This is a genomic window from Anaeromyxobacter diazotrophicus (assembly GCF_013340205.1).
GTDB classification, from domain to species: Bacteria; Myxococcota; Myxococcia; order Myxococcales; family Anaeromyxobacteraceae; genus Anaeromyxobacter_A; species Anaeromyxobacter_A diazotrophicus.
Genome location: NZ_BJTG01000003.1, coordinates 345002 through 369314 on the forward strand (window position 1 = coordinate 345002; position 24313 = coordinate 369314).

The following is a 24313-nucleotide window of genomic DNA, read 5'->3' on the forward strand; positions in this document are numbered from 1 at the left end:
GGACGGCCAGCCCACCCGCGGGCGTCAGACGAGATCGAACCGCTCCGAGTGGATGTCGCCCACCGGCACCCCGAGCCGCACCAGCGCCCGCTCCACCACGTCCATCATGCCCGGCGGCCCGCACACGAAGCAGGTGACGCGCAGGTCGCGCAGGAGGTGGCGGCCGAGGACCTCCTCCGTCACCAGGCCGCGCTCGCCGCGCCAGCCCTCCGGCGGGTGCTCGAGCACGTGCACCACCTCGAGCCGCAGCCGGCCGGCGAGCTCCCGCAGGGTCTCCCGGAACGGCGTCGCCTCCCACCGGCCGGTGCCGTACACGAGGACGTGGCGCCGCCGGTCCCCGCGGTCGGCCAGCGTGCGCAGGATCGAGAGGCAGGGCGCGATGCCGGCGCCGCCGGCCACGAGCAGGTAGCCCTCGGCGTCGGGGAAGCCGTCGAGCGTCATGCTCCCGAACGGCCCGTCGACGTAGGCGCGCGCGCCGGGGCGGAGCTCGGCGGCCACCCGGCGGGTGAAGTCGCCCGCCTCCTTCACCGTCAGCTCGAGCCGCGGCGCCCCCTGCGAGCTGCTGGAGATGGAGAAGGGGTGCTCGCGCGCGCCGAAGGGCGAGCCGAAGAGGGTGAGCCAGACGAACTGCCCTGCGCGGAACCGGACGCCGGGGTGGCCGTCCGGCTCGAGCGCGAGCGTCGTCACCCGTCCGCCCTCCGGCCGCACCTCGCGCACCACCCACGGCCGGCGGAGCAGGACGAGCGGCTTCGCGAGGCGCACCCGCACGATGAGGAGCCCCCAGGCGAGCGTCCAGGCGAGCCAGGCGACGCGCTCCACCGGGCGCGCGAGGAGCCGGTCCGCCCGCAGCGCGTGGAGCGCGCCGAGCGCCAGGGCCGCCACCGCGAGCAGGCCGTGGCCGGCGCGCCACGGCTCGTAGGGGAGCCGCAGCCCGCGGCGGAAGAGGCTGGTGACGAGCAGCGCCGCCAGCGCGTAGAGGGCGAGCACACCGGCCGCGATGGCCGGGGGAGCGCCGGCGACCGTCAGCCACCCGAGCGCCGCGGGCGCGTCGCGGCCGAGCAGCGCCAGCGGGTGGAGCACCGCCAGCCCTAGCGAGACCCAGGTCATCGCGCGGTGGAAGGCGTAGACGAGGTCCGTCCCGAACGGCGGCGCCAGCCACTGGAAGCGGGCCGTGAGGGCGAACTGCATGGTCATGGTGGAGAGGGCGAGGAAGCCGAGCGCCGAGGAGAGCTCGCGCCCGAAGCCGCCCCGCCCCTCCGACGGGGCCGCGAGCAGGACGAGGATGGGCTGGAAGGCCAGGAGGGCGTACAGCGCCACCCACAGCGCCGAGCGCGCGACGTCGCGGGGCGCGGCCCGGGGCGCCACCTCACCGGCTCCGCGCCAGCGCGAACACGACCGCCGCGGCGAGGAGGAGGAGCCCCGTCGCCGCCGCCGCCCAGCTGGCGAGCCGCTGCCGCACGCCCTCCCTTGTACCCGATGCCGCCGGCCGAGGGAGGGGGCGCGCGCGGCGGGTCGGCTTGCCCCGGCCCGCGGCCTGGTCTACAACTGCGATGTCCGCTCTGACGGACAGAGGGCTGCGTCTCCGTCAAAACGGATACCGGCCGAAGGAGCCCCGCGTGCCGACCGTCCGCGACGTCCTGGCCCAGAAGAACAGCGCCGTGGTCTACACCTGCGCGCCGGGCGTCACGCTCGCGGAGGCGAGCCGGCTCCTGTGCGACCGCGGGGTGGGGTGCCTCGTGGTGGCGGACGACGACGGCGCGGTGCAGGGCGTCCTGTCGGACCGGGACGTGGTGCGCGCCGTCGCCGCCGGGCGCGATCCGGCCCGGACGCCGGTCGCCCAGGCCATGTCCACCTCCGCCGCCGCGGTCGAGCTGGAGGCGCCGCTGGAGGAGGTGGCGCGCCTGCTCCGCCGCCGCCGCGTGCGCCACCTCCCGGTGGTGGGCCGGCGCGGCCTGCTCGGCGTGGTGTCGCTGGGCGACCTGGCGCGGTTCTACACGCTGCGCGAGCGCGCCTCCGCCGAGGCCGCCGCCCTGCAGTGACCGCGCGCGCCTGACCCGGGGGCTGGCGCGGCGCGCGCGCTTGGCGGCCGGCGCCGCGGCGCGCATCATGCCGCGCATGCGCCTCCTCGCCCTCGCCTCCGCCGCAGCGCTCCTCGCCGGCTGCGCCGCCCCCCCGGCGCAGCGCCCGCCCCCGGGCGCCGCGGCGCGCGGGGCGCCGGTTCCGGCGGAGGTCGTGACCGCCGCCGGCGCCGCCGCGGGCGTGGACGTTTGGGCCATCACCGGCCCCTGCCCGGCGGCGGGCACCCCGTCCTGGCGCGACGACCTGGCGGTCCTGCTGTGGGTCCAGGAGGCGCGCACGCCCGAGGAGGTGCAGCGCGCCGCCGCCGAGGTCGAGCTCGGCCCCGAGGCGCTGGCGGACGGGGCGGGCGGGCCCCTCGACGCGGCGCACCGCCCGCTCACCTGGGCGCTGCTCGCCGCCGCCGAGCGCGACGCGCGCAAGGTCTACGGGCCGCTCAAGGCGCACTGCGGTCGGCCGCGCCCGTACGCGGCCGACCCGCGCGTGGTCCCCGCGGTCCAGCGGGAGCCGAGCCCCGCCTTCCCGAGCGGCCACGCCACGCGCGGCGCCCTCTACGCGCGACTCCTCGCCGAGCTCGCGCCGTCGCGGGCACCGGCGCTCCTGGAGCGCGGCCGCCAGATCGGGTTCGACCGCGTCCGCGCCGGCGTGCACTGGCCGAGCGACGTCGAGGCGGGGCGCAAGCTCGGGACGGCGCTCGCCGAGGCCTGGCTGGCGCGCCCCGAGTTCCGGGCCAGGCTGGAGGAGGCGCGGCGCGCGGAGTGGCGATAGCGATAGGGCAGGCACCGCGGAGGGGCCTGCACCGCCCGGCGCGGAGCGTGGGGGGAGCGACGCCGCGCGATCACTTCCTGCGCGGCCACGTCGGCGCCCGGTCCACCTCGTCCGCCACGCTCGAGTTGTAGACGCCGGTGCGGTCGCCCGCCGGCAGGTGGTCCCTCAGGACGAAGTCCGGACGCGGCTGCGAGTTCACGTAGGCCGCGACGTCCACCGCGTCGGCGTCGCTCGCCAGCGGCGCGTCCGGCGGCATGGTCGCCCGGAGCCACCCGGCGAGCTTCGGCACGGCGGCGAGGCCCGCGCCGGCGTTGTACGAGCGCGGCCCCCACACCGGCGGGTCGCCTTGCCCGTCCTCGCCGTGGCACGGGGCGCAGCGCTCGCCGTACAGCTTCCGCCCGCGCTCGACGCTCACCTTCGAAGGAACGAAGGCCGGCTTCGCGAACGAATGGGGACCCAGCGGCGCCTCGGCGTTGAGCCGAACCGGCATCCCGGTGGACAACCACGTGATGTAGGCCGTGAGGGCGATCGACGGCTTGCTCCCCACGGGCGGCCGGGTGCCGTTCAGGCTCCGCATGAAGCAGTTGAGGACGCGGTCCTCCAGCGTGAGCACCGCCTGCTCGCGCGGCCCCCAGGCAGGGTACGCGGTCGCGGCGCCGAGCAAGGTGGAAGCCGTGGGATGGGCTCCAGAGTCGGGATGGCACGACGCGCACGAGAGCGCGTTCCCGACGAACGCCCGGGTGAGGGGGTGCGTCCCGGTCTCGTCGAAGAGCTTCTTCCCGAGCTTCACCGCCTCGCCCAGCTCGTCCGGCGGCAAGGCTGCGTCGGCCGGCTTGGCAGGGGGGCTCCGTGAGCCGGAGGCGTTCAGGGTGAGTGCCAGGGAGAGCGCGAGCAGGGAGGGGAGCGCCATGGCGCCTCGAGCGGTGGGGATGTGCCGTCGTTGGAGCGCGTCCGCGGCGATTGGGTTCGGCAGCCGGCTCGCGCCCGAGACGAGAGCTCCCTCTCCCCCGGGGTCGGGGAGAGGGAGCGGTGCACCTTCAGCGCGTGGGGCCGAGCTCCCCTACTCCGGCAGCCCGGTCTGCCCGCCGCGCAGCCGCAGGAAGGCGGGGATGTCGTACTGGTCGTCGTCGCTGGGCTTGAAGCCGTCGGGCGACATGGCGGGGCGGGTGCGCGAGGGGATGGGGGGCGGGCGGGGCGGGGCGGCGGCGCCGCTCGCGACCTTCACCGGCTCGCGGCGGGGCGCCTCGGCGGGCGCGACGGCGCGGGCGGCGGTGGCGAGGACCGCGGCCGGGGAGGCGGCGGCGACGGGGGCCGGGGTCGCGCGCGGGGCCGCCATCGGCATCGCGATCTGCGCCTTCTGCACGAGGCGGATGGGCGCCTCCTTCTGCGCGAAGCCGGTGGCGATGACGGTGATCTTGACCTCGTCGCCCATGCGCTCGTCGATGACCGAGCCGAAGATGATGTTCGCCTCCGGGTCGGCCGCCGTCTGCGCCATCGTGACCGCCTCGTTCACCTCGTAGAGGGTGAGCGACGGGCCGCCGGTGATGTTGACGAGGAGGCCCGTCGCGCCGTCGAGCGAGACGTCCTCCAGCAGCGGCGAGCTGATGGCGGCCTGCATCGCCTCGATGGCGCGCCGGTCGCCGGCCGCGCGGCCGGTGCCCATGAGCGCCATGCCCTGCTCGCACATGATGGTGCGCACGTCGGCGAAGTCGACGTTGACGAGCCCGTGCACGGTGATGATGTCGCTGATGCCCTGCACGGCGTGCAGGAGCACCTCGTCCGCGCGCTTGAAGGCGTCCGCCAGGCAGACGTTCTCGCCCGCCACCGAGATGAGCCGCTGGTTCGGGATGACGATGAGGGTGTCGACCGCCGCCTTGAGCTCGGCCAGGCCCTGCTCGGCCTGCTTCCGGCGCTTGTTGCCCTCGAACAGGAAGGGCTTCGTCACGACGCCCACCGTGAGCGCGCCCGACTGCTTCGCCACGTCCGCCACGATGGGCGCGCCGCCGGTGCCGGTGCCGCCGCCCATGCCGGCGGTGACGAACACCATGTCGGCGCCCGCCAGCGCGTCGGCGACGGCGTCGCGCGCCTCCAGCGCCGCCTCGCGGCCGCGATCCGGGTTGGCGCCCGCCCCGAGGCCGCGGCTGGACGCCTTGCCGAGCTGGATCTTCACCCCGGCCTTGTTGGCCGCGAGCGCCTGCACGTCGGTGTTGGCGGCGATGAACTCCACCCCCTCCAGCCGCCCGGCCACCATGGTGTTGATGGCGTTGCCGCCGCCGCCGCCGACGCCGATCACCTTGATGCGCGCGCCGGGCTCGTTCCTGTCCGAGAGCTCGATCATGTCCTGGTCCCTTTCGTGCTCGCGCACCTAGAAGATCTCCCCGAGCCACTTCTGCATGCGGTTGCGCACCTTCCGGTAGACGTTCTCGTCCCGGATCTTGAAGTGGGGGCTCGCCTCCACCTGGCGCGCGCCGTACTTCACCAGCCCCACCGCGGTGGCGAACTGCGGGCCCTTCACCACGTCCACCAGGCCGCCGATGTTGCGCGGGAGCCCGCGCCGCACCGGCATCCCGAGCACCTCCTCGGCCATCTCGGGCATGCCGTGGAGGAGCGTCGAGCCGCCGGTGATGACGACCCCGGAGGCGAGCAGCTCCTCCATCCCGCACTTCTGGATCTCGTGCTGGACCAGCATGAAGATCTCCTCCACCCGCGGCTCGATGATCTCGGCCAGGATGTGGCGGGAGAGGACGCGCGGCTGCCCGCCGCCGACGCTCGGCACCTCGATGGTCTCCTCCTTGTCCACCATCGACGCCATGGCGCAGCCGTACTGCTTCTTGATCCGCTCCGCCTCGTGGGTGGGCGTGCGCAGCCCCACCGCCACGTCGTTGGTGAGGTGGTTGCCGCCCAGCGACAGCACCGCGGTGTGCACGATGGCGCCGTTCGAGAAGATCGCGATGTCGGTGGTGCCGCCGCCGACGTCCACCAGGCAGACCCCGAGCTCCTTCTCGTCGTCGGAGAGCACGGCCAGCGACGAGGCCAGCGGCTGCAGCACGATGTCGGCCACGTTGAGGCCGGTCCGCTGCGAGCACTTGATGATGTTCTGCGCCGACGAGACGGCGCCGGTGACGATGAGCGCCTTGGCCTCGAGGCGCACGCCGCTCATGCCGACCGGCTCCTTGATGCCGTCCTGGTCGTCGACGATGAACTCCTGCGGCAGGACGTGGATGACCTCCCGGTCGAGCGGGATGGCGACCGCCTTCGCCTGGTCGATGACGCGGTCCACGTCCGTCTGCCGGACCTCCTTGTCCTTCACCGCCACCACGCCGTGGGAGCTGAAGGCCTTGATGTGGCCGCCCGCGATCCCGGTGTAGACGGTCGAGATCTCGCAGCCGCCCATGTGCTCCGCCTCCTCGATCGCCCGCTTGATCGAGGCGACGGTGGCGTCGATGTTGACCACCACCCCCTTGCGCAGCCCCTTCGACGGGTGCGTGCCGATCCCGATGATGTCGATGCCCTCGTCGGTCATCTCGCCGACGATGGCGCAGATCTTGGTCGTCCCGATGTCGAGGCCGACCAGGATGTCTCCGCTCTTCGCCATGACCCACCTCCGGACGAGTTGGCGCAGTCGCGCTTCGTCCTGTCCTAGAGCCCTCTCGGGCTCGCTACCTTCAGCTGATCGAGATGGGGGGGCGCAATGCTGCGCCCCCCCATGCCCCCCGCTCGCTCCGGGCCAGGCTCATTCGCCTGCCCCTGCGCTCGCAGGAGATCCACCTTCGCCAGCCGGACCGTCACCCAGGACGGGTGGAGCCGGTTGTCGAGGTGGAGCACCTCCGCCTTCCTTCCCTCGGCGCGGAGCGCCGAGAGCACCTGCTCGAGGCGGCCGAGCTTCGCCTCCAGGTCGCCCGTTCCGAGCCGGACCTGGACGCCCTCGTCGCCCACGTAGATCGTCGTGCCGTCTCCGGGATCGAGGTGGATCTCGGAGAGCCGGGCCGCCGCGTCGCGGCCGCCCTCGCGCCAGGCGCGCGCCAGCGCCAGCGCGCCCCGCAGCCGCGGCGCGACGGCGTCGCGGCGCTGCACGTAGTCCGCTCGCGACAGCCCGGTCACGACCGGCAGATCGAGCCCGTCGCCGGCGGCGGCCCGCTTGAACGGCTCGCCCGCCTCGTCGACCAGGTACAGGCCCGAGAGATCGACCAGCGCCGCCGCGTGGCGCTCCACCACCCGCACCGTCAGCGCGGGGGGCCAGCTCCGGTGCACCTCCACCCGGGCCACCCAGGGGTGGCGCGCCAGCGCCTGCTCGAGGCCGTCGACGTCGGCGGTGAGGAGGTGGTCGCCGGGGTGGACCGGGGAGAGCGCCAGCAGCTCGTCGGCGGTAGCGCGCTCCAGGCCCTCGAAGCGGAGGGTGCGGATGCGCAGCGACTCGGCGGAGCGGAGCAGGGCGGCCCCGCGCGGCGCGGCCGCCGCGGCGGCGCCGAGCCCGGCGATCGCGGTCACCAGGGCGAGCGCGCGGCGCCAGCGCCGCGTCCCGCGGGGCGCGGCGCTGCTCCCGTCGTCACGCCTGCGGTTCCGCCCGCGCCCCACACGCCGCTCCACGCCCCGCCACCCACGTCTGACCACCCGCCCGCTTCCGGCCGCTATCGCCCCAGCGCCAGCATGCCCGATCGATCCCACTTTGCAAGTTCTCGACTCACATCCGCCGGCTGGCTGCGACGGCTTGCCGTCACACCTCGCTTGGGCTGCGCCCCGACCTGTGCGAACCTGCGGCGCCACTCGCTGCCCGGAGCGTCGACGCGATGCCGGTCCTCACCCCACTCCTCGTCCTGATCGCGCTCGCCGCGGACGGCAGCGCGCGCGCGCCGAACCGCCTCGCGCCGCTGCCCGCCGGGCAGTGGATCTCGACGCACGGGCCGTACGAGATGGGCGCCTGCAACGCCTGCCACGACCCGAGCGATCCGAACGCCCCGCCGGGCCGGCTGCGCAAGAAGTCGAACGCGCTCTGCTTCGACTGCCACGACGACTACCAGCGGCCGATGAAGGGGCACCCCTCACCGGAGGACGAGTGTGTCGTCTGCCACTCGCCGCACAATGCAAAGAAGAAGAAGCTGCTGTTGAAATGACATTGCACCACATTTGCGCACAGGGGTCGGTACGCCAATCGACGGCATCACACAGTGTCCGGCGTGCAGGGGACTTGGACCATTTCGATGACGCCGATCAAGGAAACCTGGATTGATCGTGTCCGATCATCGGCTGCAGATGGGCAGGCATCGCGCGTGGCTGACGGAACTAAGGCTCTGCTTCAGGGGCCTCCTTGCGGAGTGGATCGCATGAGCTCGAGGAAGAGGTTCACCGTCGCCGTAGCTCTCGCCGCGCTCCTCGGCCCCGCCGCCGCCGCGGCCGCCCCCGCGCCAGCGGGCCCGGCCGTGCCCCTGCCGCCCGGCGTACCCGCCGAGCTCGCGGGCCGCCAGTTCAAGTACCCCATTGTACGGAAGGTGAACAACAAGCCGCTGCCCGACGGGGTCAAGGGCGCGAGCACGATGGCGCCCTTCGCCGCCGGCGACTGCGGGTTCTGCCACCAGCGGAACGACAAGAAGGATCCCGGGCCGGTGAAGAAGTCCGGCAACGCGCTCTGCTACTCGTGCCACGAGGAGTTCGGCGAGATCATGGCGCGGCCCTACAAGCACGTGCCCGCGCAGGCGCTCTGCACGAACTGCCACAACCCGCACAACTCGCTCGAGAAGAAGCTGCTGCACGAGGAGCAGACGGCGCAGTGCTTCGACTGCCACAAGAACATCCGCAACCTCACCGAGACCGTCCGGGTGAAGCACGGCGCCGTGACCACCAAGCGCAAGTGCGCCAACTGCCATAACCCGCACGGCGCGAACATCGAGAAGATGCTCACCGCGCTGCCGTTCGATCAGTGCGTCGGCTGCCACTCCACCGACGACATGAAGGACTGGAACGGCGTCACGCTGACGAACTTCCCCAAGCTGCTCCAGGAGAACCCGGTCTGGCACAAGCCGGTGGCCGCCAAGGACTGCTCCGCGTGCCACAAGACCCACGGCGGCGACAACTTCCGCCTGCTGGTCGCCGAGTACCCGCCCCAGTTCTACGCACCGTACGACCTCAAGACCTACGCGCTCTGCTACCGCTGCCACAACGACAAGGTCGTGAGCGCCGAGCAGACGACCACGCTCACCAACTTCCGCGACGGCTCGAAGAACCTGCACTACGTCCACGTGCACAACCTGGAGCGCGGCCGCACCTGCCGCGCCTGCCACGAGGTCCACGCCGCCAAGCAGCCCCACCGCATCCGCGAGGGCGTGCCGTACGGCTCGGCCGGCTGGGTCCTCAAGATCAACTACACCAAGACGCCGACCGGCGGGACCTGCGCCAAGACCTGCCACGAGACCAAGACGTACGTGAACAAGACGGTCTCCACGGCGAGCAAGAAGTAGAGGACACCATGCCCGGACTCCGCTCGCTCCCGTGGGTGCTCGCCGCGCTCGTCTCGTGCGCCCTCCTCCCCGCCGACGCGCTGGCGTTCACCAACGTGGCGGTGGGGGATACGCTCGAGAACGTCGAGCTGCCCACCCTGGCCGGCGGGCGCGAGGCGCTGCTCTCCCCGCAGGCGCAGGCCAACGTCTTCATCTTCTTCCGGCCGCAGCAGGAGAACTCGCAGCTCGCCCTCAAGGCCATCTCCGACTGCGAGCGTCAGCTCGCCGGCAAGCCCGTCCACTGGGTGGCGGTGGTCTCCTCCAGCTGGAGCGCCCAGGAGGTGAAGGCCTCGGTGGCCGCCGCGGGCGCACGCATCCCGGTGCTGATCGATCAGGGCGACGTGCTCTACGGCCGGCTGGGCGTGCGGCTCCACCCCGCCATCGGGGTCGCGAACGGGAAGCTCCAGCTCGTCGCCTACGAGCCGTTCCAGGCCATCAACTACTGCGATCGGATCCGCGGCACCGTGCGCTACGCGCTGGGCGAGATCTCGAAGGCCGAGCTGGCCCAGGCCGACGCGCCGGCGAAGGCGCTCATGCCCAACGAGATGAAGGGCGCGGTGTCGAACCGCCACGTGCGCATGGGCGAGATGTACCTGGGCATGCAGCAGCCCGACAAGGCCGCCGCCGAGGCGCGCCTCATCCTCGAGCAGGACCCGCGCTTCGCGCCCGCCCACGTCCTCCTCGGCGACGCGCTCTCGTCGCAGGGCAAGTGCGAGGAGGCGAAGCTCGCCTACCAGGCCGCGGTGAAGCTCTCCCCGCAGCTCCTCGCCGCCGTGCAGCAGAAGAAGTCCCCCTGCGCCGGGCAGTGAGGGAGCCCCGCGCCACGATGCCGCTCACCCCGTCCACCCAGCTCGCGCCGGCACTCGACCTCAGGAGGTCCCCCTTGCGCCTCATCACCATCGGCCTCGCGCTGCTCTCGCTGGCGGCCGCGCCCTCCGCGAGGGCGCGGGTGGTGGAGGGCGAGACGCTGGAGTCCGCCGAGCTCGCAACCCTCGGCGGCGGCGCCGAGCCGCTGCTCGCCAGGACCGCCACCGTCAACGTGATCCTGTTCTGGCGCCCGGGGCAGGACGCCTCGCTCGACACGCTGAAGCAGCTGGCGGCGTGCGAGAAGGCGTTCCAGGGCAAGCCCATCCACATGGTGGCGGTGGTCTCGGGCGCCTACCCGGCCGCCGAGGTCCGGGCGGCGGTGAGCGGGGCCGGCCTCCACGTGCCGGTGCTCGTGGACGCCGGGGACGCGCTCTACGGGAAGCTCGAGATCCGGCAGCACCCGATGGTGGTGGTGACGGACGCGCGCGGGAAGGTGACGCTCGCGCAGCCCTACGTGCGCCTGCGGTACTGCGACATCGTCCACGCCCACGTCCGCTACCTCCTGAAGGAGATCGACGCGGCGCAGCTCCAGGCGGTGCTGAACCCGCCCGCCGCCAGCATGCCCTCCGACGACAAGGGCGCGGTGGCGCGGCGCTGGATCAACATGGGCCGGCGCGAGGCCGAGGCGGGCATGTGCGAGCGCGCGGTGGTCTCGTTCAAGAAGGCGCTCGAGATCGCCCCCGGCAACGCCGACGCCCAGGCCGGGCTGGCCGGCTGCGCCGGGACGAAGCCGGCGGCGCTGGCGCAGTAGGGCAACGCGCGAACCCCCTCGTCCGCGTCCGAGCGGGTTCGTGGGGCAGAGGGTTCCTGCTGCGATGAGCGGGTCTCGCGCGGCTTGCGCCGCGCTCGACGTCAAGCCTTGAGCGCGGCGCCGTCGAGCAGCCGCTCGCACAGCTCCGCGAAGGTGATGCCGAGGCCGGCCGCGATCTTCGGGACGAGCGAGGTCGCCGTCATGCCGGGGAGGGTGTTCACCTCCAGGATGTAGGGCACGCCGTCGGCGCTGACGATGAAGTCGGCGCGCGTCACCCCGGCGCAGCCCAGCACGAGGTGCGCCTGCTCCGCCGCCTCGCAGGTGCGCCGGGCGTGCTCCTCCGGGAGGCGCGCCGGGTAGAAGTACTGCGTCGCGCCGGGCGTGTACTTGGCCGTGTAGTCGTAGAACTCGCGCGAGGGGACAATCTCGATCGCGCCGAGCGCCTTGCCGTCGAGGACGGCCACGTCCACCTCCGTCCCCTTCACGTACCGCTCCACGATGAGCTCGCCCTTGTAGCGGGCGGCGTCGCGGCAGGCCGCCTGCAGCGCCTGCGCGTCGCGCACGATGTGGACGCCCACCGACGAGCCCTCGCCGGCCGGCTTCACCACCGCCGGCAGCCCGAACGGCAGGTCGGCCACGGTGATGCGCTCGGCCTGCTCGCGCGGGAAGACGCGGTACTCGATCACCTTGAGCCCGTGCTCCCGGAACAGCAGCTTCGAGAAGACCTTGTCCATGCCGAGCGCGGAGGCGAGCACCCCCGAGCCGGTGTAGGGGATGCCCATCGACTCGAGGAGCCCCTGGATCGAGCCGTCCTCGCCCCAGCGGCCGTGCAGGGCCACGAAGGCCACGTCGGCGCGCGCGGCGCGCAGCCGCGCCGCCACCTCCAGGTCGACGTCGATGAGCGTCACGTCGTGGCCGCGCTCGCGCAGGGCGTCGGCGCACCCCTGGCCCGTGCGCAGCGACACGTCGCGCTCGCTCGAGCGCCCGCCGTACAGGACCGCCACCTTCTTGCCTGACCAGGTTCCCATGGGTTCTCCAGTATCAGATCGTCTCGCCGGGTGGAAAATCCCCCGCCAGGCGCACCTCGGGCTCGAGCTCCACGCCGAAGCGGTCGCGGACGCGGCCGCGCGCCAGCCGGATGAGCGCGAGCACGTCGCGCGCGGTGGCGCCGCCCAGGTTCACGATGAAGTTCGCGTGGACCTCCGACCAGGCCGCGCCGCCGGCGCGGTGGCCCTTGAGGCCCACCGCCTCCATCAGCCGCCCGGCGTAGTCGCCCGGCGGGTTGCGGAAGGTGGAGCCGAAGGTGGGCCGGTCCAGCGGCTGGGTGGCCCGCCGGCGCGCCACGTCCGCGTCCATGGCCGCGCGGCTGGCCGCGACGTCGCCCGGCGCGAGCTCCACCTCGACGCGCGTCACGACGGCGCCGGGCGGGAGCCGGCAGGTGCGATAGGCGAAGCCCAGCGCCGCCGCCTCGACCCAGCCGGCGCCGTCGGCGGTGGCGAGCTCCACCCGCCGCACCACGTCCTTCATCTCGCCCGCGCGCGTGCCGGCGTTCATGGCCACGAGCCCGCCCAGCGTCCCGGGGATGGCGGCGGCGAACTCGCACCCGACGAGGCCCAGCTTGCCGGCCCGGGCGGTCAGCCGCGAGGAGGGCGCGCCCGCCGAGAGGACGAGGCGGGCCCCGTCCGACCGCTCCTCGCCGAAGCCGGGGGGCAGCTTCACCACCAGCCCGCGCACGCCGGCGTCGGCCACCAGCAGGTTGGCGCCGCCGCCGAGCGCGAGCACCGGCACGCCCACGCCGGCCGCGGCGCGGAGCACCGCCGCCAGGTCGTCCGGATCGGCGGGGCGCACCAGCAGATCGGCGGGCCCACCCACGCGGACCGCCGTGCGCGGCGCGAGCGGCGCGTCGCACAGCGCCTCGCCGCGGGTGACCTCCACGATCTTGCGGCGCCAGTCGCTCAAGACGTTCCGGGCCCTTCTAGAGTTCGCAGGGCGGGGGTTCATCCCCGCCACAGCCACACTGGCGGGGGACGAGCCCCCGCCCTACGGCTCGCGGGTCATCCGGCCAGCATCGCCAGCAGCTCTGGGCCCACGGCCGTGACGTCGCCCGCGCCGAGCGTGATGACGAGGTCGCCCGGGCGGAGCCGCTCGCGGGCCGCCGCGGCCAGGCGCGCCCGCTCCACGTAGGTCACGTCGCGGTGCCCGTGGGCGCGTACGGCGGCCGCCAGGTGCTCGCCCGAGACCCCGGGGATGGGCTCCTCGCCCGCCGCGTAGACGTCGGAGAGGAGGACCACGTCGGCGTCGTTGAAGGCGGTGGTGAACTCGGCGAGCAGGTCGCGGGTGCGGCTGTAGCGGTGGGGCTGGAACACGCAGACCACGCGGCGGCCGAACGCCTCGCGCGCGCCGGAGAGCACCGCCTTCACCTCCGCCGGGTGGTGGCCGTAGTCGTCCACCACCGTCACCCCGCCCGCCTCGCCGCGCACGGTGAAGCGCCGCTGCACGCCGTTGAAGCTCGCCAGGGCGGCGCGGGTGACGTCGTGGGCGAGGCCCATCTCGTCCCCGAGCGCCACCACCGCCAGCGCGTTGAGCGCGTTGTGGCGGCCCACCATCCCCACCTCGAACCGCCCCAGCGGCTCCTCGCGCCGGAAGGCGTCGAAGGCGACCCGGTGCTGCCGCACCTCGATGCGCGCGGCGCGGTAGTCGGCCTGCGGCCCCTCGCCGTAGGTGACGAACCGCTTCTCCACCTCCGGGATGAGCGACTGGACCGTGGGGTGGTCGATGCAGAGGATCGCGAGCCCGTAGAAGGGCACGCGGTTCACGAAGTCGAGGAACCCCTGGCGGAGCGCCGCCGGCGTCTTCCAGTGGTCGAGGTGCTCCGGGTCGATGTTGGTGACGACCGCGATGGTGGGCGGCAGCCGGAGGAACGAGCCGTCCGACTCGTCCGCCTCCACCACCATGTACTCGCCGGCGCCGAGCTTCGCGTTCGAGCCGAAGGCGTTGACCTTCCCGCCCACCACCGCGGTGGGGTCGAGCCCGGCGTGGGCGAAGAGGTGCGCCGCCATGGAGGTGGTGGTGGTCTTGCCGTGCGAGCCGGCGATGGCGACGCCGTACTTGAGCCGCATGAGCTCGGCCAGCATCTCCGCCCGGGGGATGACCGGGATCTTGCGCGCCCGCGCCTCGACCACCTCGGGGTTGTCCCGGCGCACCGCGGACGAGATGACCACCACGTCGACGTCGGTGACGTGGGCGGCGGCGTGGCCGCGCTGGACGACGCCCCCCAGCTCGCGCAGGCGCCGGGTGGTGTCGGACTCCTTGAGGTCGGAGCCGGAGACGCGGTAGCCGAGGTTGAGCAGCACCTCGGCGATGCCGCTCATGCCGATGCCGCCGATGCCGACGAAGTGGATCTTGGCGGGCCTGGAGCGGAAGAGGGTCATGGGGTGGGCGGCGCCTCGGGCGCGTCCTCGGGGGCCTGGGCGGGGAGGGCCGGCCGGACGGGCGCGAACCCGGGGCCGCGGTCCTGCCCGCGCGGCGAGCCCCAGCGCCGGCGCACGAGCTCGGTGCAGACGTCGGCGATCTCGCGCGCGGCCTGCGGCGCGCCGAGCCGCCCGGCGGCGCGCGACATCTGCGCCCGCCGCGCCGGCTGGCCGAGGATGGCCCGGAGCTCGCGCGCCAGGACCTCGCCGTTGAGGTCGCGCTCCTCGATCATGACCGCGGCGCCGGCGTCGACCAGGCTCTTCGCGTTCATGACCTGGTGGTTGTCGGCCGCGGCCGGGAACGGGACCAGGATCGACGGCTTCTTGCAGACGGTCAGCTCGGCGAGGGTGGTGGCGCCGGCGCGGCAGAGCACGAGGTCGGCGCGGGCGTAGGCCTCGCTCATGTCCTCGATGAACTCGCGGACGTCCACCCGGAAGCCGCAGGCGGCGTAGCCCTGCTCCACCTGCTGCCGGTCGCGGGCGCCGGTCTGGTGCGTGATCTCGAGCCGGTCCTTCAGGTCCGCGAGGTGCGGCAGCGCCTCGATGACGCGCATGTTGAGCGCGTGAGCGCCCTGCGAGCCGCCGAAGACGAGCAGCCGCAGCTGCTCGTGCTCCTGCACCGGGCGCATGTAGTTGTCCATGAGCTCGCGGCGGATGGGGTTCCCGAGCTGGTGGACCTTGCGCTCCGCGAAGTAGCGGCCCGCCTCGGGGAAGGCGGTGAAGGCGGCCTGGACGAACCACCCGAGCACCCGGTTCGTGAAGCCGGCGACCGCGTTCTGCTCCTGGACGGCGGTCGGGATGCGGAGGAGCGCCGCCGCCAGCACCACCGGCCCGGACGCGTACCCGCCCACCCCCACCACCACGTCGGGCCGCCAGCGGCGCAGGATGCGCCAGCACTGCACGAAGGCGCGCGGGAGGAGCAGGAGGTTCGCGAGCAGCCCGAGGAGGCCCTTCCCCTTCAGCCCCTTCACCTCGATGAGCTCGATGGGGAAGCCGGCCGCCGGCACGACCCGTGCCTCCAGGCCGCGCGCGGTCCCCGCGAAGACGACGTCGTTCTGCGGGTGGCGCGTCACCACCTCCTCCGCCAGCGCCACGCCAGGGAAGACGTGGCCGCCGGTGCCGCCGCCTGCCACGAGCATGCGCACCTAGGCGCCCTCCCCGGTGGCGGCGCCCACGCGGACGGCCTGGCTGGCGGGCTTGAGGAACCCGCCCCGCGAGGCCGAGACGCTGAGCAGGAGGCCGCTCGCCGCGAGGAGCGTGAGCAGCGAGCTGCCGCCGTACGAGACGAAGGGCAGGGTGAGCCCCTTGGTGGGCAGGAGCACCGTCACCACCCCCAGGTTCACGAGCGCCTGCACGCCGACGAGCGTGGTGATCCCGAGCGCGAGGTAGCAGCCGAACGCGTCGGCCGCGCGGAAGGAGGCGCGCAGCCCGCGCCACACGAACAGGGCGTAGAGCAGGATGAGGAGCCCGAGGCCGACGAGGCCCGCCTCCTCGGCGATGACGGCGCCGATGAAGTCCGTGTGCGCCTCCGGCAGGTAGAAGAGCTTCGAGCGCCCTTGCCCGAGCCCCTGCCCGAACCACCCTCCGCTGCCGATCCCGACCATCGACTCCCACATCTGATATCCCGCGTCGCGCCGGTGCTCGAACGGCCGGAGCCACGCCTCGAACCGGATCCGCCGGTAGGGCGTCCCCATCACCGCGTTGTAGACGAGCGGGAGCGAGGCGAGGAGCGCGCCCAGAAGATAGCTCACCTTGGCGCCGGCGGCGAAGAGCATCACGAACAGGACGAGGGCCATCACGACGCAGGTGCCGAGGTCCTTCTCGGCCAGGCACAGCGCCATCAGCGCGCCCGCCACGAGCAGGTGCGGCAGGAAGCCGATCGAGAAGAGCCGCATCTTGTCGCGCTTCCGGGCCAGCGAGTGCGCCAGGTACAGGACGAGCGCCAGCTTGGCCGCCTCGGCGGGCTGGAAGTGGAGCACGCCGAGGTCGATCCAGCGCCGGGCCCCGCCCGCGGTGTGGCCGATGAAGGGGAGCAGCACCGCCACCAGCGCCACCACCGTCGCGGCGAGGACGGGGTAGGCGAGCCGCTCGGCCCGCCCGTACCCCGCGGCGAGCCCCGCCACCAGCAGCGCGAGCCCGAGGCCGACCGCGACGAGCTGCCGGTCGAGGAAGTGGAAGCTGTCGTGGAACCGCGTCGCGGCGGTCACCGCGCTGGCCGAGTAGACCGCCACCGCGCCGATGCCGACGAGCAGCACGATCGTGCCGAGGAGGAGCCGGTCGACGCCCTCGGCGGCCGGCGCGCGGGCGGTGGTGGCCTGGGCGCGCATCACGGCAGGGCCTCGACGAGCTGGCGGAAGCACTCGCCGCGGTGCTCGTAGCTCCGGAACTGGTCGAAGCTGGCGCAGGCGGGCGAGAGCAGCACCACGTCCCCGGGCGCGCCGAGGGCGGCCGCCCGCTCCACCGCCGCGGCCAGCGTGCCGACCGCCTCCAGGGGCGCGGCGCCGTCGAGCTCGCGCGCCAGCGCCGGCGCGTCCTCGCCGATGGTGAGCACCACCTTCACCCGCCCCGGGAAGAGCGGGCGGAGCGGCGCGTAGGGCGCGCGCTTGCCGCGCCCGCCCAGGATGAGCACGACGCGCGGCTGGCCGGCCGGGAACGCCGCCAGCCCGACCGCGGTCGAGTCGACGTTGGTGGCCTTCGAGTCGTTCACCCACTCCACCCCGTCGCGCTCGCGGACGAGCTCGAGCCGGTGCGGCAGCCCCTGGAACGCGTCGAGGCCCGCCTGCACCTCGCGCCCGGGGGCGCCCAGCAGCCGGGCGCACAGCGCCGCCGCCATCGCGTTCTCGACGTTGTGGCGGCCGCGCAGCGCGCGCGAGCGCAGGACGTACCGCTCCGGCGGGCCGTCGCCGCAGGCCAGCGCGAGCTCGCCGCCCGCCTCGGGCGCGCGCGCCGCCCGCGGGGCCGGGGGCCCGAAGCCGAAGGTGGCGAGCCGGCCCCGGCCGCTCCCGGCCAGCGCCACCGCCCGCGGATCGCCCGCGTTCGCGACCGCCCAGTCGCCGGGCTGCTGGTTCGCGAAGAGGCGCGCCTTGGCGAGCGCGTAGCCCTCGAGGTCGCGGTGCCGCTCCAGGTGGTCGGGCGTGATGTTGAGGAGCGCGGCCACGGTGGGCCGGAACCGCTCGATGCCCTCGAGCTGGTAGGAGGAGAGCTCCAGCACCACCGCGTCGACCTGGCGCCCGGAGAGGACGAGCTCGGCGAGCGGGGTGCCGAGGTTCCCGCCCACGAACACGCGGCGGTCGCGCGCGAGCAGCTCGCCCGCCAGCGCGGTGGTGGTGCTCTTCCCGTTCGTGCCGGTGATGCCGACGATGGGCCAGGGCGGCAGGAGCCGGGCCGAGAGCTCCACCTCGGCCAGCACCGGGACGCCCTGCCGGCGCGCCTCCTGGAGCTCGGGCAGGGTGAGCGGCACGCCGGGCGAGACCACCACCAGGTCGGCGCCGGTGAAGTCGGCCGGGTCGTGCCCGCCGAGCGCCAGCTCCACCCCGTCGCCCAGCTCCCCCAGCGCCGGGGCGAGCTCGGTGGCCGCGCGGCGGTCGGTCACGGTGACGCGCGCGCCGCGGGCGCGCGCCAGCCGGGCGGCGGCGGCGCCGGAGCGGGCGAGGCCCACCACGAGGACGCGCTGCCCGGCGAGGCGGAGGGATCCTTCCATGCCTACCTCAGCTTGAGCGACGCCAGCGCCACGAGCGCCAGCATGATGGCGATGATCCAGAAGCGGACGATGATCTTCGGCTCGGCCCAGCCCTTGAGCTCGAAGTGGTGGTGGATGGGCGCCATCTTGAAGACCCTCCGCCCGGTGTACTTGTAGCTCGCCACCTGGATCATGACCGAGAGCGTCTCGGCCAGGAAGACGCCGTGCAGGATGGCGCTCGCGACCTCGTTCTTGGTGAGCACCGCCAGCGAGCCGAGGGCGCCGCCCAGCGCCAGCGAGCCGACGTCCCCCATGAACACCGACGCCGGGTAGGTGTTGTACCAGAGGAAGGCGATGCCGGCGCCGATGAGCGCGGCGCAGAACACCCCCAGCTCCGCCGCGCCGGGGATGACCGGGATGCGCAGGTAGACGGCGATGGAGAAGCCGCCGATGGTCGTGCCGGCCACGTAGGCGAGGATGAGGAAGGTGGAGGCCGAGACGATGGTCGGGCCGACCGCGAGGCCGTCCAGGCCGTCGGTCAGGTTGACCGCGTGGCTCGTCCCCAGCACCACCAGCACCATGAACGGCAGGTAGAGCCAGCCGAGCGACGGGTTGAACCAGCGGGTCGGCACGAAGGGCAGGGTGACGTGCAGGTCCTGGAAGCTGCCCACCCGGAGCCAGGGGAAGGCGTGCGCGACCGTGAAGTGCAGGTCGGAGAGGAAGAGGTAGTAGACCGCGACCACGATGAGGGTCTGCCAGAGGAGCTTCTTCTTCCCGGCCAGCCCCTTCGAGTTGCGCTTCGAGATCTTGAGGTAGTCGTCCCAGAAGCCGATGGCGCCGAAGCTGAGCGTGATGGTGAGCGCGGCCCAGACGTAGCGGTTGGTCAGGTTCGCGAAGAGGAGGGTCGCGGTCCCCATCGAGAAGAGGATCAGCGCGCCGCCCATGGACGGGGTGCCGGTCTTCTTCTTGTGCGACTCGGGGGTGTCCTCCCGCACGTTGGAGCTGCCGTACTGGATGACGCGCATGCGCTCGATGAAGACCGGGCCGAGGAGCAGGCCCAGCACGAGCGCGGTGAACCCCGCCGCCAGGATGCGGAAGGAGGGATAGCGCAGGACGTTGAAGAGCGCGAAGCGCCCCGCGAGCGGGTAGAGCAGGTGGTAGAGCATTAGTGGGCGTCGCCGGGCTGGGTGGGGGTCGAGCCGAGCGCGGCCACGAGCCGCTCCAGCTGGTTGGCCCGGCTCCCCTTCACCAGGAGCACGTCGCCGGGCGCGAGCCGCTCCTTCACCTGGGCCACGAGCTCCGGCAGGTCGGTGGTGTGGGTGACGTCGGCGAGGCCGGCGGCGCGGGCGGCCTCGGCGGTGTGGCGCGAGCGCGGGCCGAACGCGTGCAGCCGCGCCACCGCATGGGCCGCCTGCTCGCCCAGGACGCGGTGCATCGCCTCCTCCGTGGCGCCGAGCTCGAGCATGTCGCCCAGCACCGCCACCGCGCGCCGGCCCGGGCCGGCCACCGCCCCGAGCGTCGCGAGCGCGGCGGTCATCGAGGCGGGGTTCGCGTTGTAGCAGTCGTCGACGAGGGTCACGCCGGAGGGGAGGTCCTCGATGCGCAGGCGGCGGCCGACCGGCTGCACCTGGGCCAGGCCCTGCGCGATCTCCTTGTCCCCGTAGCCGAGCGCCATGGCGGCGGCGGCGGCGGCGGCCGCGTTGGCGGCGTTGTGCAGCCCCACCAGCGGCAGCGCGACCAGGACCTCCTTCTGCCCGAGGCCGAGCGTGAAGCGCAGGCCGGCCGGCCCGTGCTCGAGGACCTCGAGCACCACCACGTCGCCGCGGTGGCCCCGGCCGGCGGCGAAGGTGATGAGGGAGCGGCCGGAGGCCTGCGCCCGCTTCAGCATGCGCGGGTCGTCGGCGTTGGCGACCGCCACGCCCCCGCGCGGCAGCGCGAAGTAGAGCTCGGCCTTGGCGTCGGCGACCCCCTCGACGTCCCCGCCGAAGTGCTCCACGTGCGCGGCGCCGGCCATGGTGACGACGCCCACCTGCGGCTCGGCCATGGCGGCCAGGCGCGCCACCTCGCCGGGGTGGTTCATCCCCATCTCGATCACCGCCCGCTGGTGCTCCGGCGCGAGGCCGAGCAGCGTGAGCGGCACGCCGATCTCGTTGTTGAGGTTGCCCTCCGTCTTGAGGGCCGGGCCGCGGGTGCGCAGCACGAGCCCGATCATCTCGCGGGTGGTGGTCTTCCCGTTCGAGCCGGTGACGCCCACCACCGGGATGGCGAAGCGGCGGCGGTGGTAGCGGGCGAGGAGCGCCAGCGCCTCCAGCGAGTCGCGGACGGCGAGCAGCGGGAGCGCCAGCGCCGCGGCGGGCAGGGAGGCGAGGCGGCCCTCCTCGACCACGGCGCAGGCGGCCCCGGCGGCGCGCGCCTGCGGGAGGAAGTCGTGCCCGTCGAAGCGCTCGCCCCGGAGCGCGACGAAGCAGGCGCCCGGCCCGAGCTGGCGCGTGTCGGTGGTGACGCCCTGGACTTCCGGCGGAGGCGGCCCGACGAAGCGGCCGCCCGCGGCGGAGGCGAGCTCGTAGCGGGTGAAGCGTGGTCCGTTCATGGCGTGGCGCCGAGCCCCCGGCGCGCCTCCTCGCGATCGTCGAAGTGGCGGCGCTCGCCGCCGATGAGCTGGTAGTCCTCGTGGCCCTTGCCGGCGATGAGCACGGCGTCGCCGGGCCGGGCGGCGGCGAGCGCGAGCGCGATCGCCTCCCGGCGGTCGGGGACGACGAGGTAACCGCGCGCCCCGGCCGCCGCCTCGGCGCCGGTGAGGCGGCGCGCCCCGGCCCGCTCCAGCCCCGGCACGATCTCGGCCAGGATGTCCTCGGGCCGCTCGCCGCGCGGGTTGTCGCTCGTCGCGACCGCGAGCTCGGCGCCGCGGCCGGCCACCTCGCCCATGAGCGGGCGCTTGCCGCGGTCGCGGTCGCCGCCGCAGCCGAACACCACCACGAGGCGCCGGGGCGCGAGCGCCCGCAGCGCGGCGATCGCGCGCGCCAGGGCGTCGTCGGTGTGGGCGTAGTCGACGAAGGCGTGCACGCCCCGGCCGCTGACGCGCTCGAGCCGGCCGGGCGCGCCGGGGCAGGCGGCGAGGCCGCGGCCCACCGCCTCGAGCGGCAGCCCGGCCGCGAGGGCGAGGCCGGCGGCGCACAGGAGGTTCTCGAGGTTGTGCGCGCCGACGAGCGGGGAGGCGAGGTCGAGCTCGCCGGCGGGGGTCGCGAGCCGCGCCGAGAGGCCCCCGAGGCCGAAGCGCGCCCCGGCCGCGCCGAGCTCGGCGCCGGGCGCGCCGTAGCGCCAGACGCGGGCGGTCCCGCCGCGCGCGAGCTCGCTCGCGAGCCGCTGGCCGTAGGCGTCCGCGCCGTTCAGCACCGCCGTCCCGCCCGGCGCGAGGTGCTCGGTGAAGAGCCGGCGCTTGGCCTGGAAGTACCCCTCCATGTCGCCGTGGTAGTCGAGGTGGTCGCGGGTGAGGTTCGTGAAGCCGGCCGCGCGGAAGGTGAGGCCCGCGGCGCGCTCCTGGGCGAGCGCGTGCGACGAGACCTCCAGGAGCGCGAGGCGCGCCCCGGCGTCGCGGGCGGTGGCGAGCGTCTCGGCCACCTCGGTCGACTCCGGGGTGGTGTGGCTGGCGGGGCGCTCCCCGCCCGGCCAGCGGTGCGTCACGGTGCCGAGCACCGCGCTCGGGACGCCGGCCGCCCGGGCGCACGCCTCCACCAGGTAGGTGACGGTGGTCTTCCCGTTCGTGCCGGTGACGCCGACGAGCTCGAGCGCCTCCCCGGGCCGGCCGAAGAAGTTCATGGCCGCGAGGGCCATGGCGCGGCGGGTGCTGGGGACGAGCAGGAGCCGCGCCGGCGCGCAGGCGACCTCGCGCTCGGCCACCACCGCCGCCGCGCCCCGGCGCGCCGCCTCGGCGGCGAAGTCGTGCCCGTCGGCCGCGACCCCGCGCAGGGCGAAGAAGAGCGCCCCCGGCCGGACCGCGCGCGAGTCGCCCGTCACGAGCGCGATCGGCGGATCGCCCTCGAGCGCCCCCCGCGCTCCCGTCCCCTCGATCACCTTGGAAAGGCGCATCTCGCTCCGGCCCGGCGCGATTCTACGGCGAGCCGCCCCGGGCAGAAAGGTTTGAGGATACGGGATCGGAGCCGGGGCCAGGGACCGCCCGTCAGCTCCGCGGCGGGGCGAGGACGAGGCGCACCCGTGCCCCCCGGTCGACGACCTGCCCGGGCCGGGGGGACTGGCCGGTGACGCGCCCCGAGCCGGTCACCTCGCCGGTGAGCTCGGCCTCCTCCAGCCGCCGCAGGGCGACGCGGGCCGGCAGCCCGGCCAGCGCGGGGACCGCCACGCCCCCCTCGCCGTCCGCGCGCGCGGCCGTCTCCTCGATGGCCGCGCCCGGGGAGGGCTCGTCCGCCGGGGTGGACCGCCGCGCCGGGGCCGGGTCGGGCGCCGCCGGGGCCCCGGCCGCCGCGAGCTCGTCCGCCTCCCCGGAGGGCGGCACCCCCATCGACTTGAGCGCGTGCTCGACCACCTCGCGGAAGACCGGGGCGGCCACCTCGCCGCCGTAGACGTCCCCGCGCGGCTCGTCCACGAAGACGCCCACCGCCAGGCGCGGCGCCTCGGCGGGCGCGAAGCCCACGAACGAGCTGAAGCGCTTGTCGACCGAGTAGCGGTGGGTGAGGGGGTCGGCCTTCTGCGCCGTGCCGGTCTTGCCCGCCACCCGCCACCCGGGGATGCGCGCCCGCTTGCCGGTGCCGTCCGCGTCGCTCACCACGCCCTCGAGCCAGCGCGAGAGCTGGAGGGCGGTCTCGCGGGAGACCGCGCGGCGGATGGGGGTGGGGTCGTTGCGGGAGAGCACCGCGCCGGTCCCGGCGTCGACCACCCGCCGCACCAGGATCGGCTTCATGAGCGTGCCGCCGTTCGCGACCGCCGCCACCGCGGCGGTGATCTGGAGCGGCGTGGCGGCGACGCCCTGCCCGAAGCTCATGGTGGCGAGCGTGATCTCCGCCTTCGGGAAGGGCACCGCGCCGCGCGGCTCGCCGGGGATCTCGGTGCCGGTCCGCTCGCCGAAGCCGAAGGCGAGCAGGGTCTGCCGGAGCCGCTCCCGGCCCAGCCGCGCGCCGATCTTGGCCGCCCCGACGTTGGAGCTGGCGGCGAGGATGCGGGCGGCGCTGGCGCGGCCGAGGCCCTTGTGGTCGTGGATGACGTGGCCGCCGATGCGGTAGGCGCCCTGCTCGCAGTCGATGGTGTCGGTGGGCATGAGCACGCCCGACTCGAGCGCGCCCGCCACGGTGAAGATCTTGAAGGTCGAGCCGGGCTCGAAGGTGTCGAGCACCGCCTTGTTGCGGAGCAGGCCGCCCTTGCGCGGGAGGTTCGGGTTGAAGCCGGGCGCCTGGGCCAGCGCCAGCACCTCGCCGGTGCGCGGGTCGATCGCCACCAGGATCCCGGAGGCGGCGCGCGCCTGCGCCACCGCCTTGCCGAGCGCCTGCTCGGCCACGAGCTGCAGGCCGCCGTCGAGGGCGAGCTCGACCTGCGCCCCGGCCAGGAGCGCCTCGGGCGCGGGCGCCTCCGTCAGCACCGAGCGGCCGCGCGCGTCGCGCACCGAGGCCACGCGCGCACCGTCGCCCTGCAGCGCCTCGTCGTAGGCCTTCTCGATCCCCTCCAGCCCCTCGCCGTCGTCGCCGACGAAGCCGACCAGCTGCGCCGCCAGCGTCTTCGCCGGGTAGTACCGGCGCGGCTCCTGGAAGAGGGCCACCGCGTCGAGGCCGAGCGCCTGCACCGCCTTCGCCTCGTCCGGGCCGATGCGCCGCTTCAGCCACACGAACTTCGAGCCGCGCTGCGCCCGGCGGCGGAGCTGCTCCAGGTCCATCCCGAGCGCGCGCGCGAGCCGCGCCTGGTCGCCGGGCTCGAGGCGCTGCAGCGCGGCCGGGCTGGCGCCCACCGACGGCGCGTCGGCGCTGGCGGCGAGGAGCTCGCCGTTGCGGGCGGTGATCGCCCCCCGGCGCGGCGGCAGCTCGACGAAGCGTCGCCACTGGTCCTCGCCGTGGCCGCGGAGCTTGTCCGCCTGCAGGACCTGGAGGCGCACCGCCTGCGCCGCCACAGCGGCGAAGCCGCCCACGAAGAGGAGCGCCACCGCGGCGATGCGCGCGGCGATCCAGCGGACCTGCGCCGCCTCGCCCCCGGTCCGCATCCGTCGTCCCCT

Annotated in this window: 21 protein-coding genes; 6 read left to right on the forward strand and 15 right to left on the reverse strand. The window is 74.6% G+C overall.

Features of this window, described 5'->3' with window-relative positions; translation table 11 throughout:
• Positions 1-24: 24 nt before the first annotated feature.
• Complete coding sequence (locus HWY08_RS07535; protein WP_176064236.1) at positions 25-1365, reverse strand: ferredoxin reductase family protein; 1341 nt, start codon at positions 1363-1365, stop codon at positions 25-27.
• 251 nt (positions 1366-1616) lie between these two features.
• On the opposite strand from HWY08_RS07535, the gene HWY08_RS07540 reads away from it, so the two are divergent.
• Positions 1617-2039 carry a CBS domain-containing protein gene (locus HWY08_RS07540; protein WP_176064237.1) on the forward strand — a complete coding sequence of 141 codons (423 nt, stop codon included), beginning with the start codon at positions 1617-1619 and terminating at the stop codon, positions 2037-2039.
• Between the two features lie 76 nt (positions 2040-2115).
• Positions 2116-2844, forward strand: a complete 729-nt coding sequence (locus tag HWY08_RS07545) for a phosphatase PAP2 family protein (RefSeq protein WP_176064238.1) — start codon at positions 2116-2118, stop codon at positions 2842-2844.
• 70 nt (positions 2845-2914) lie between these two features.
• Here HWY08_RS07545 and HWY08_RS07550 read toward each other — a convergent pair whose 3' ends face one another.
• From HWY08_RS07550 to HWY08_RS07565, 4 genes are all read right to left on the reverse strand, one after another.
• Positions 2915-3754, reverse strand: a complete 840-nt coding sequence (locus tag HWY08_RS07550) for a c-type cytochrome (RefSeq protein WP_176064239.1) — start codon at positions 3752-3754, stop codon at positions 2915-2917.
• A gap of 150 nt (positions 3755-3904) precedes the next feature.
• A complete protein-coding gene (gene ftsZ / locus HWY08_RS07555; protein WP_176064469.1) occupies positions 3905-5182 on the reverse strand; it encodes a cell division protein FtsZ in 1278 nt (425 codons plus the stop codon).
• 27 nt (positions 5183-5209) lie between these two features.
• A complete protein-coding gene (gene ftsA, locus HWY08_RS07560; RefSeq protein WP_176064240.1) occupies positions 5210-6439 on the reverse strand; it encodes a cell division protein FtsA in 1230 nt (409 codons plus the stop codon).
• 44 nt (positions 6440-6483) lie between these two features.
• A complete protein-coding gene (locus HWY08_RS07565) occupies positions 6484-7332 on the reverse strand; it encodes a cell division protein FtsQ/DivIB (protein WP_235969513.1) in 849 nt (282 codons plus the stop codon).
• A 299-nt stretch (positions 7333-7631) separates the two neighbouring features.
• Between HWY08_RS07565 and HWY08_RS07570 the strand changes: the two genes are divergently transcribed.
• The 4 genes from HWY08_RS07570 (at position 7632) to HWY08_RS07585 (ending at position 10953) form a co-directional block, all read left to right on the forward strand.
• A complete protein-coding gene (locus tag HWY08_RS07570) occupies positions 7632-7955 on the forward strand; it encodes a cytochrome c3 family protein (protein WP_176064241.1) in 324 nt (107 codons plus the stop codon).
• A 210-nt stretch (positions 7956-8165) separates the two neighbouring features.
• A complete protein-coding gene (locus tag HWY08_RS07575) occupies positions 8166-9296 on the forward strand; it encodes a cytochrome c3 family protein (protein ID WP_176064242.1) in 1131 nt (376 codons plus the stop codon).
• Positions 9297-9304: 8 nt separating this feature from the next.
• Positions 9305-10144 carry a thioredoxin domain-containing protein gene (locus tag HWY08_RS07580; RefSeq protein ID WP_176064243.1) on the forward strand — a complete coding sequence of 280 codons (840 nt, stop codon included), beginning with the start codon at positions 9305-9307 and terminating at the stop codon, positions 10142-10144.
• 74 nt (positions 10145-10218) lie between these two features.
• On the forward strand, positions 10219-10953 hold the full coding sequence (locus HWY08_RS07585) for a thioredoxin domain-containing protein (RefSeq protein ID WP_176064244.1): 735 nt from the start codon (positions 10219-10221) through the stop codon (positions 10951-10953).
• Positions 10954-11054: 101 nt separating this feature from the next.
• On the opposite strand, the gene HWY08_RS07590 is transcribed toward HWY08_RS07585, so the two are convergent.
• The 10 genes from HWY08_RS07590 to HWY08_RS07635 all read right to left on the reverse strand — a co-directional run bounded on the left by HWY08_RS07590 (position 11055) and on the right by HWY08_RS07635 (position 24301).
• A complete protein-coding gene (locus HWY08_RS07590; protein ID WP_176064245.1) occupies positions 11055-11981 on the reverse strand; it encodes a D-alanine--D-alanine ligase in 927 nt (308 codons plus the stop codon).
• Positions 11982-11994: 13 nt separating this feature from the next.
• Positions 11995-12912: a UDP-N-acetylmuramate dehydrogenase gene (murB, locus tag HWY08_RS07595; protein ID WP_235969514.1), complete on the reverse strand. Its 918-nt coding sequence runs from the start codon at positions 12910-12912 to the stop codon at positions 11995-11997.
• Between the two features lie 95 nt (positions 12913-13007).
• Positions 13008-14384, reverse strand: coding sequence for a UDP-N-acetylmuramate--L-alanine ligase (gene murC, locus HWY08_RS07600; protein WP_176064247.1), 1377 nt, complete (start codon positions 14382-14384; stop codon positions 13008-13010).
• Complete coding sequence (gene murG, locus HWY08_RS07605) at positions 14381-15568, reverse strand: undecaprenyldiphospho-muramoylpentapeptide beta-N-acetylglucosaminyltransferase (protein WP_176064248.1); 1188 nt, start codon at positions 15566-15568, stop codon at positions 14381-14383. Before murG ends, murC begins: the two co-directional genes overlap by 4 nt.
• Positions 15569-16750 carry a putative lipid II flippase FtsW gene (ftsW, locus tag HWY08_RS07610; protein WP_176064471.1) on the reverse strand — a complete coding sequence of 394 codons (1182 nt, stop codon included), beginning with the start codon at positions 16748-16750 and terminating at the stop codon, positions 15569-15571. It lies immediately after the preceding gene.
• Positions 16750-18123, reverse strand: a complete 1374-nt coding sequence (murD, locus tag HWY08_RS07615) for a UDP-N-acetylmuramoyl-L-alanine--D-glutamate ligase (RefSeq protein ID WP_176064249.1) — start codon at positions 18121-18123, stop codon at positions 16750-16752. The genes ftsW and murD overlap by 1 nt, the downstream gene beginning before the upstream one ends.
• Positions 18124-18125: 2 nt before the next feature.
• Entirely contained in the window at positions 18126-19268 is a 1143-nt protein-coding gene (gene mraY / locus HWY08_RS07620; RefSeq protein WP_176064250.1) for a phospho-N-acetylmuramoyl-pentapeptide-transferase, read from the reverse strand.
• On the reverse strand, positions 19268-20692 hold the full coding sequence (locus HWY08_RS07625) for a UDP-N-acetylmuramoyl-tripeptide--D-alanyl-D-alanine ligase (protein ID WP_176064251.1): 1425 nt from the start codon (positions 20690-20692) through the stop codon (positions 19268-19270). Before HWY08_RS07625 ends, mraY begins: the two co-directional genes overlap by 1 nt.
• On the reverse strand, positions 20689-22188 hold the full coding sequence (locus HWY08_RS07630; protein WP_176064252.1) for a UDP-N-acetylmuramoyl-L-alanyl-D-glutamate--2,6-diaminopimelate ligase: 1500 nt from the start codon (positions 22186-22188) through the stop codon (positions 20689-20691). The genes HWY08_RS07625 and HWY08_RS07630 overlap by 4 nt, the downstream gene beginning before the upstream one ends.
• Positions 22189-22279: 91 nt before the next feature.
• Entirely contained in the window at positions 22280-24301 is a 2022-nt protein-coding gene (locus tag HWY08_RS07635; protein ID WP_176064253.1) for a PASTA domain-containing penicillin-binding protein, read from the reverse strand.
• Positions 24302-24313 lie beyond the last annotated feature (12 nt).

Coding starts and splice junctions, on each gene's coding strand:
- HWY08_RS07545 (WP_176064238.1), top strand. CDS start 2,116: ATGCGCCTCCTCGCCCTCGCCTCCGCCGCAGCGCTCCTCGCCGGCTGC.
- ftsW (WP_176064471.1), bottom strand. CDS start 16,750: ATGCGCGCCCAGGCCACCACCGCCCGCGCGCCGGCCGCCGAGGGCGTC.
- HWY08_RS07580 (WP_176064243.1), top strand. CDS start 9,305: ATGCCCGGACTCCGCTCGCTCCCGTGGGTGCTCGCCGCGCTCGTCTCG.
- ftsA (WP_176064240.1), bottom strand. CDS start 6,439: ATGGCGAAGAGCGGAGACATCCTGGTCGGCCTCGACATCGGGACGACC.
- murD (WP_176064249.1), bottom strand. CDS start 18,123: ATGGAAGGATCCCTCCGCCTCGCCGGGCAGCGCGTCCTCGTGGTGGGC.
- HWY08_RS07570 (WP_176064241.1), top strand. CDS start 7,632: ATGCCGGTCCTCACCCCACTCCTCGTCCTGATCGCGCTCGCCGCGGAC.
- mraY (WP_176064250.1), bottom strand. CDS start 19,268: ATGCTCTACCACCTGCTCTACCCGCTCGCGGGGCGCTTCGCGCTCTTC.
- ftsZ (WP_176064469.1), bottom strand. CDS start 5,182: ATGATCGAGCTCTCGGACAGGAACGAGCCCGGCGCGCGCATCAAGGTG.
- HWY08_RS07635 (WP_176064253.1), bottom strand. CDS start 24,301: ATGCGGACCGGGGGCGAGGCGGCGCAGGTCCGCTGGATCGCCGCGCGC.
- HWY08_RS07550 (WP_176064239.1), bottom strand. CDS start 3,754: ATGGCGCTCCCCTCCCTGCTCGCGCTCTCCCTGGCACTCACCCTGAAC.
- HWY08_RS07575 (WP_176064242.1), top strand. CDS start 8,166: ATGAGCTCGAGGAAGAGGTTCACCGTCGCCGTAGCTCTCGCCGCGCTC.
- HWY08_RS07630 (WP_176064252.1), bottom strand. CDS start 22,188: ATGCGCCTTTCCAAGGTGATCGAGGGGACGGGAGCGCGGGGGGCGCTC.
- murC (WP_176064247.1), bottom strand. CDS start 14,384: ATGACCCTCTTCCGCTCCAGGCCCGCCAAGATCCACTTCGTCGGCATC.
- HWY08_RS07590 (WP_176064245.1), bottom strand. CDS start 11,981: ATGGGAACCTGGTCAGGCAAGAAGGTGGCGGTCCTGTACGGCGGGCGC.
- HWY08_RS07625 (WP_176064251.1), bottom strand. CDS start 20,692: ATGAACGGACCACGCTTCACCCGCTACGAGCTCGCCTCCGCCGCGGGC.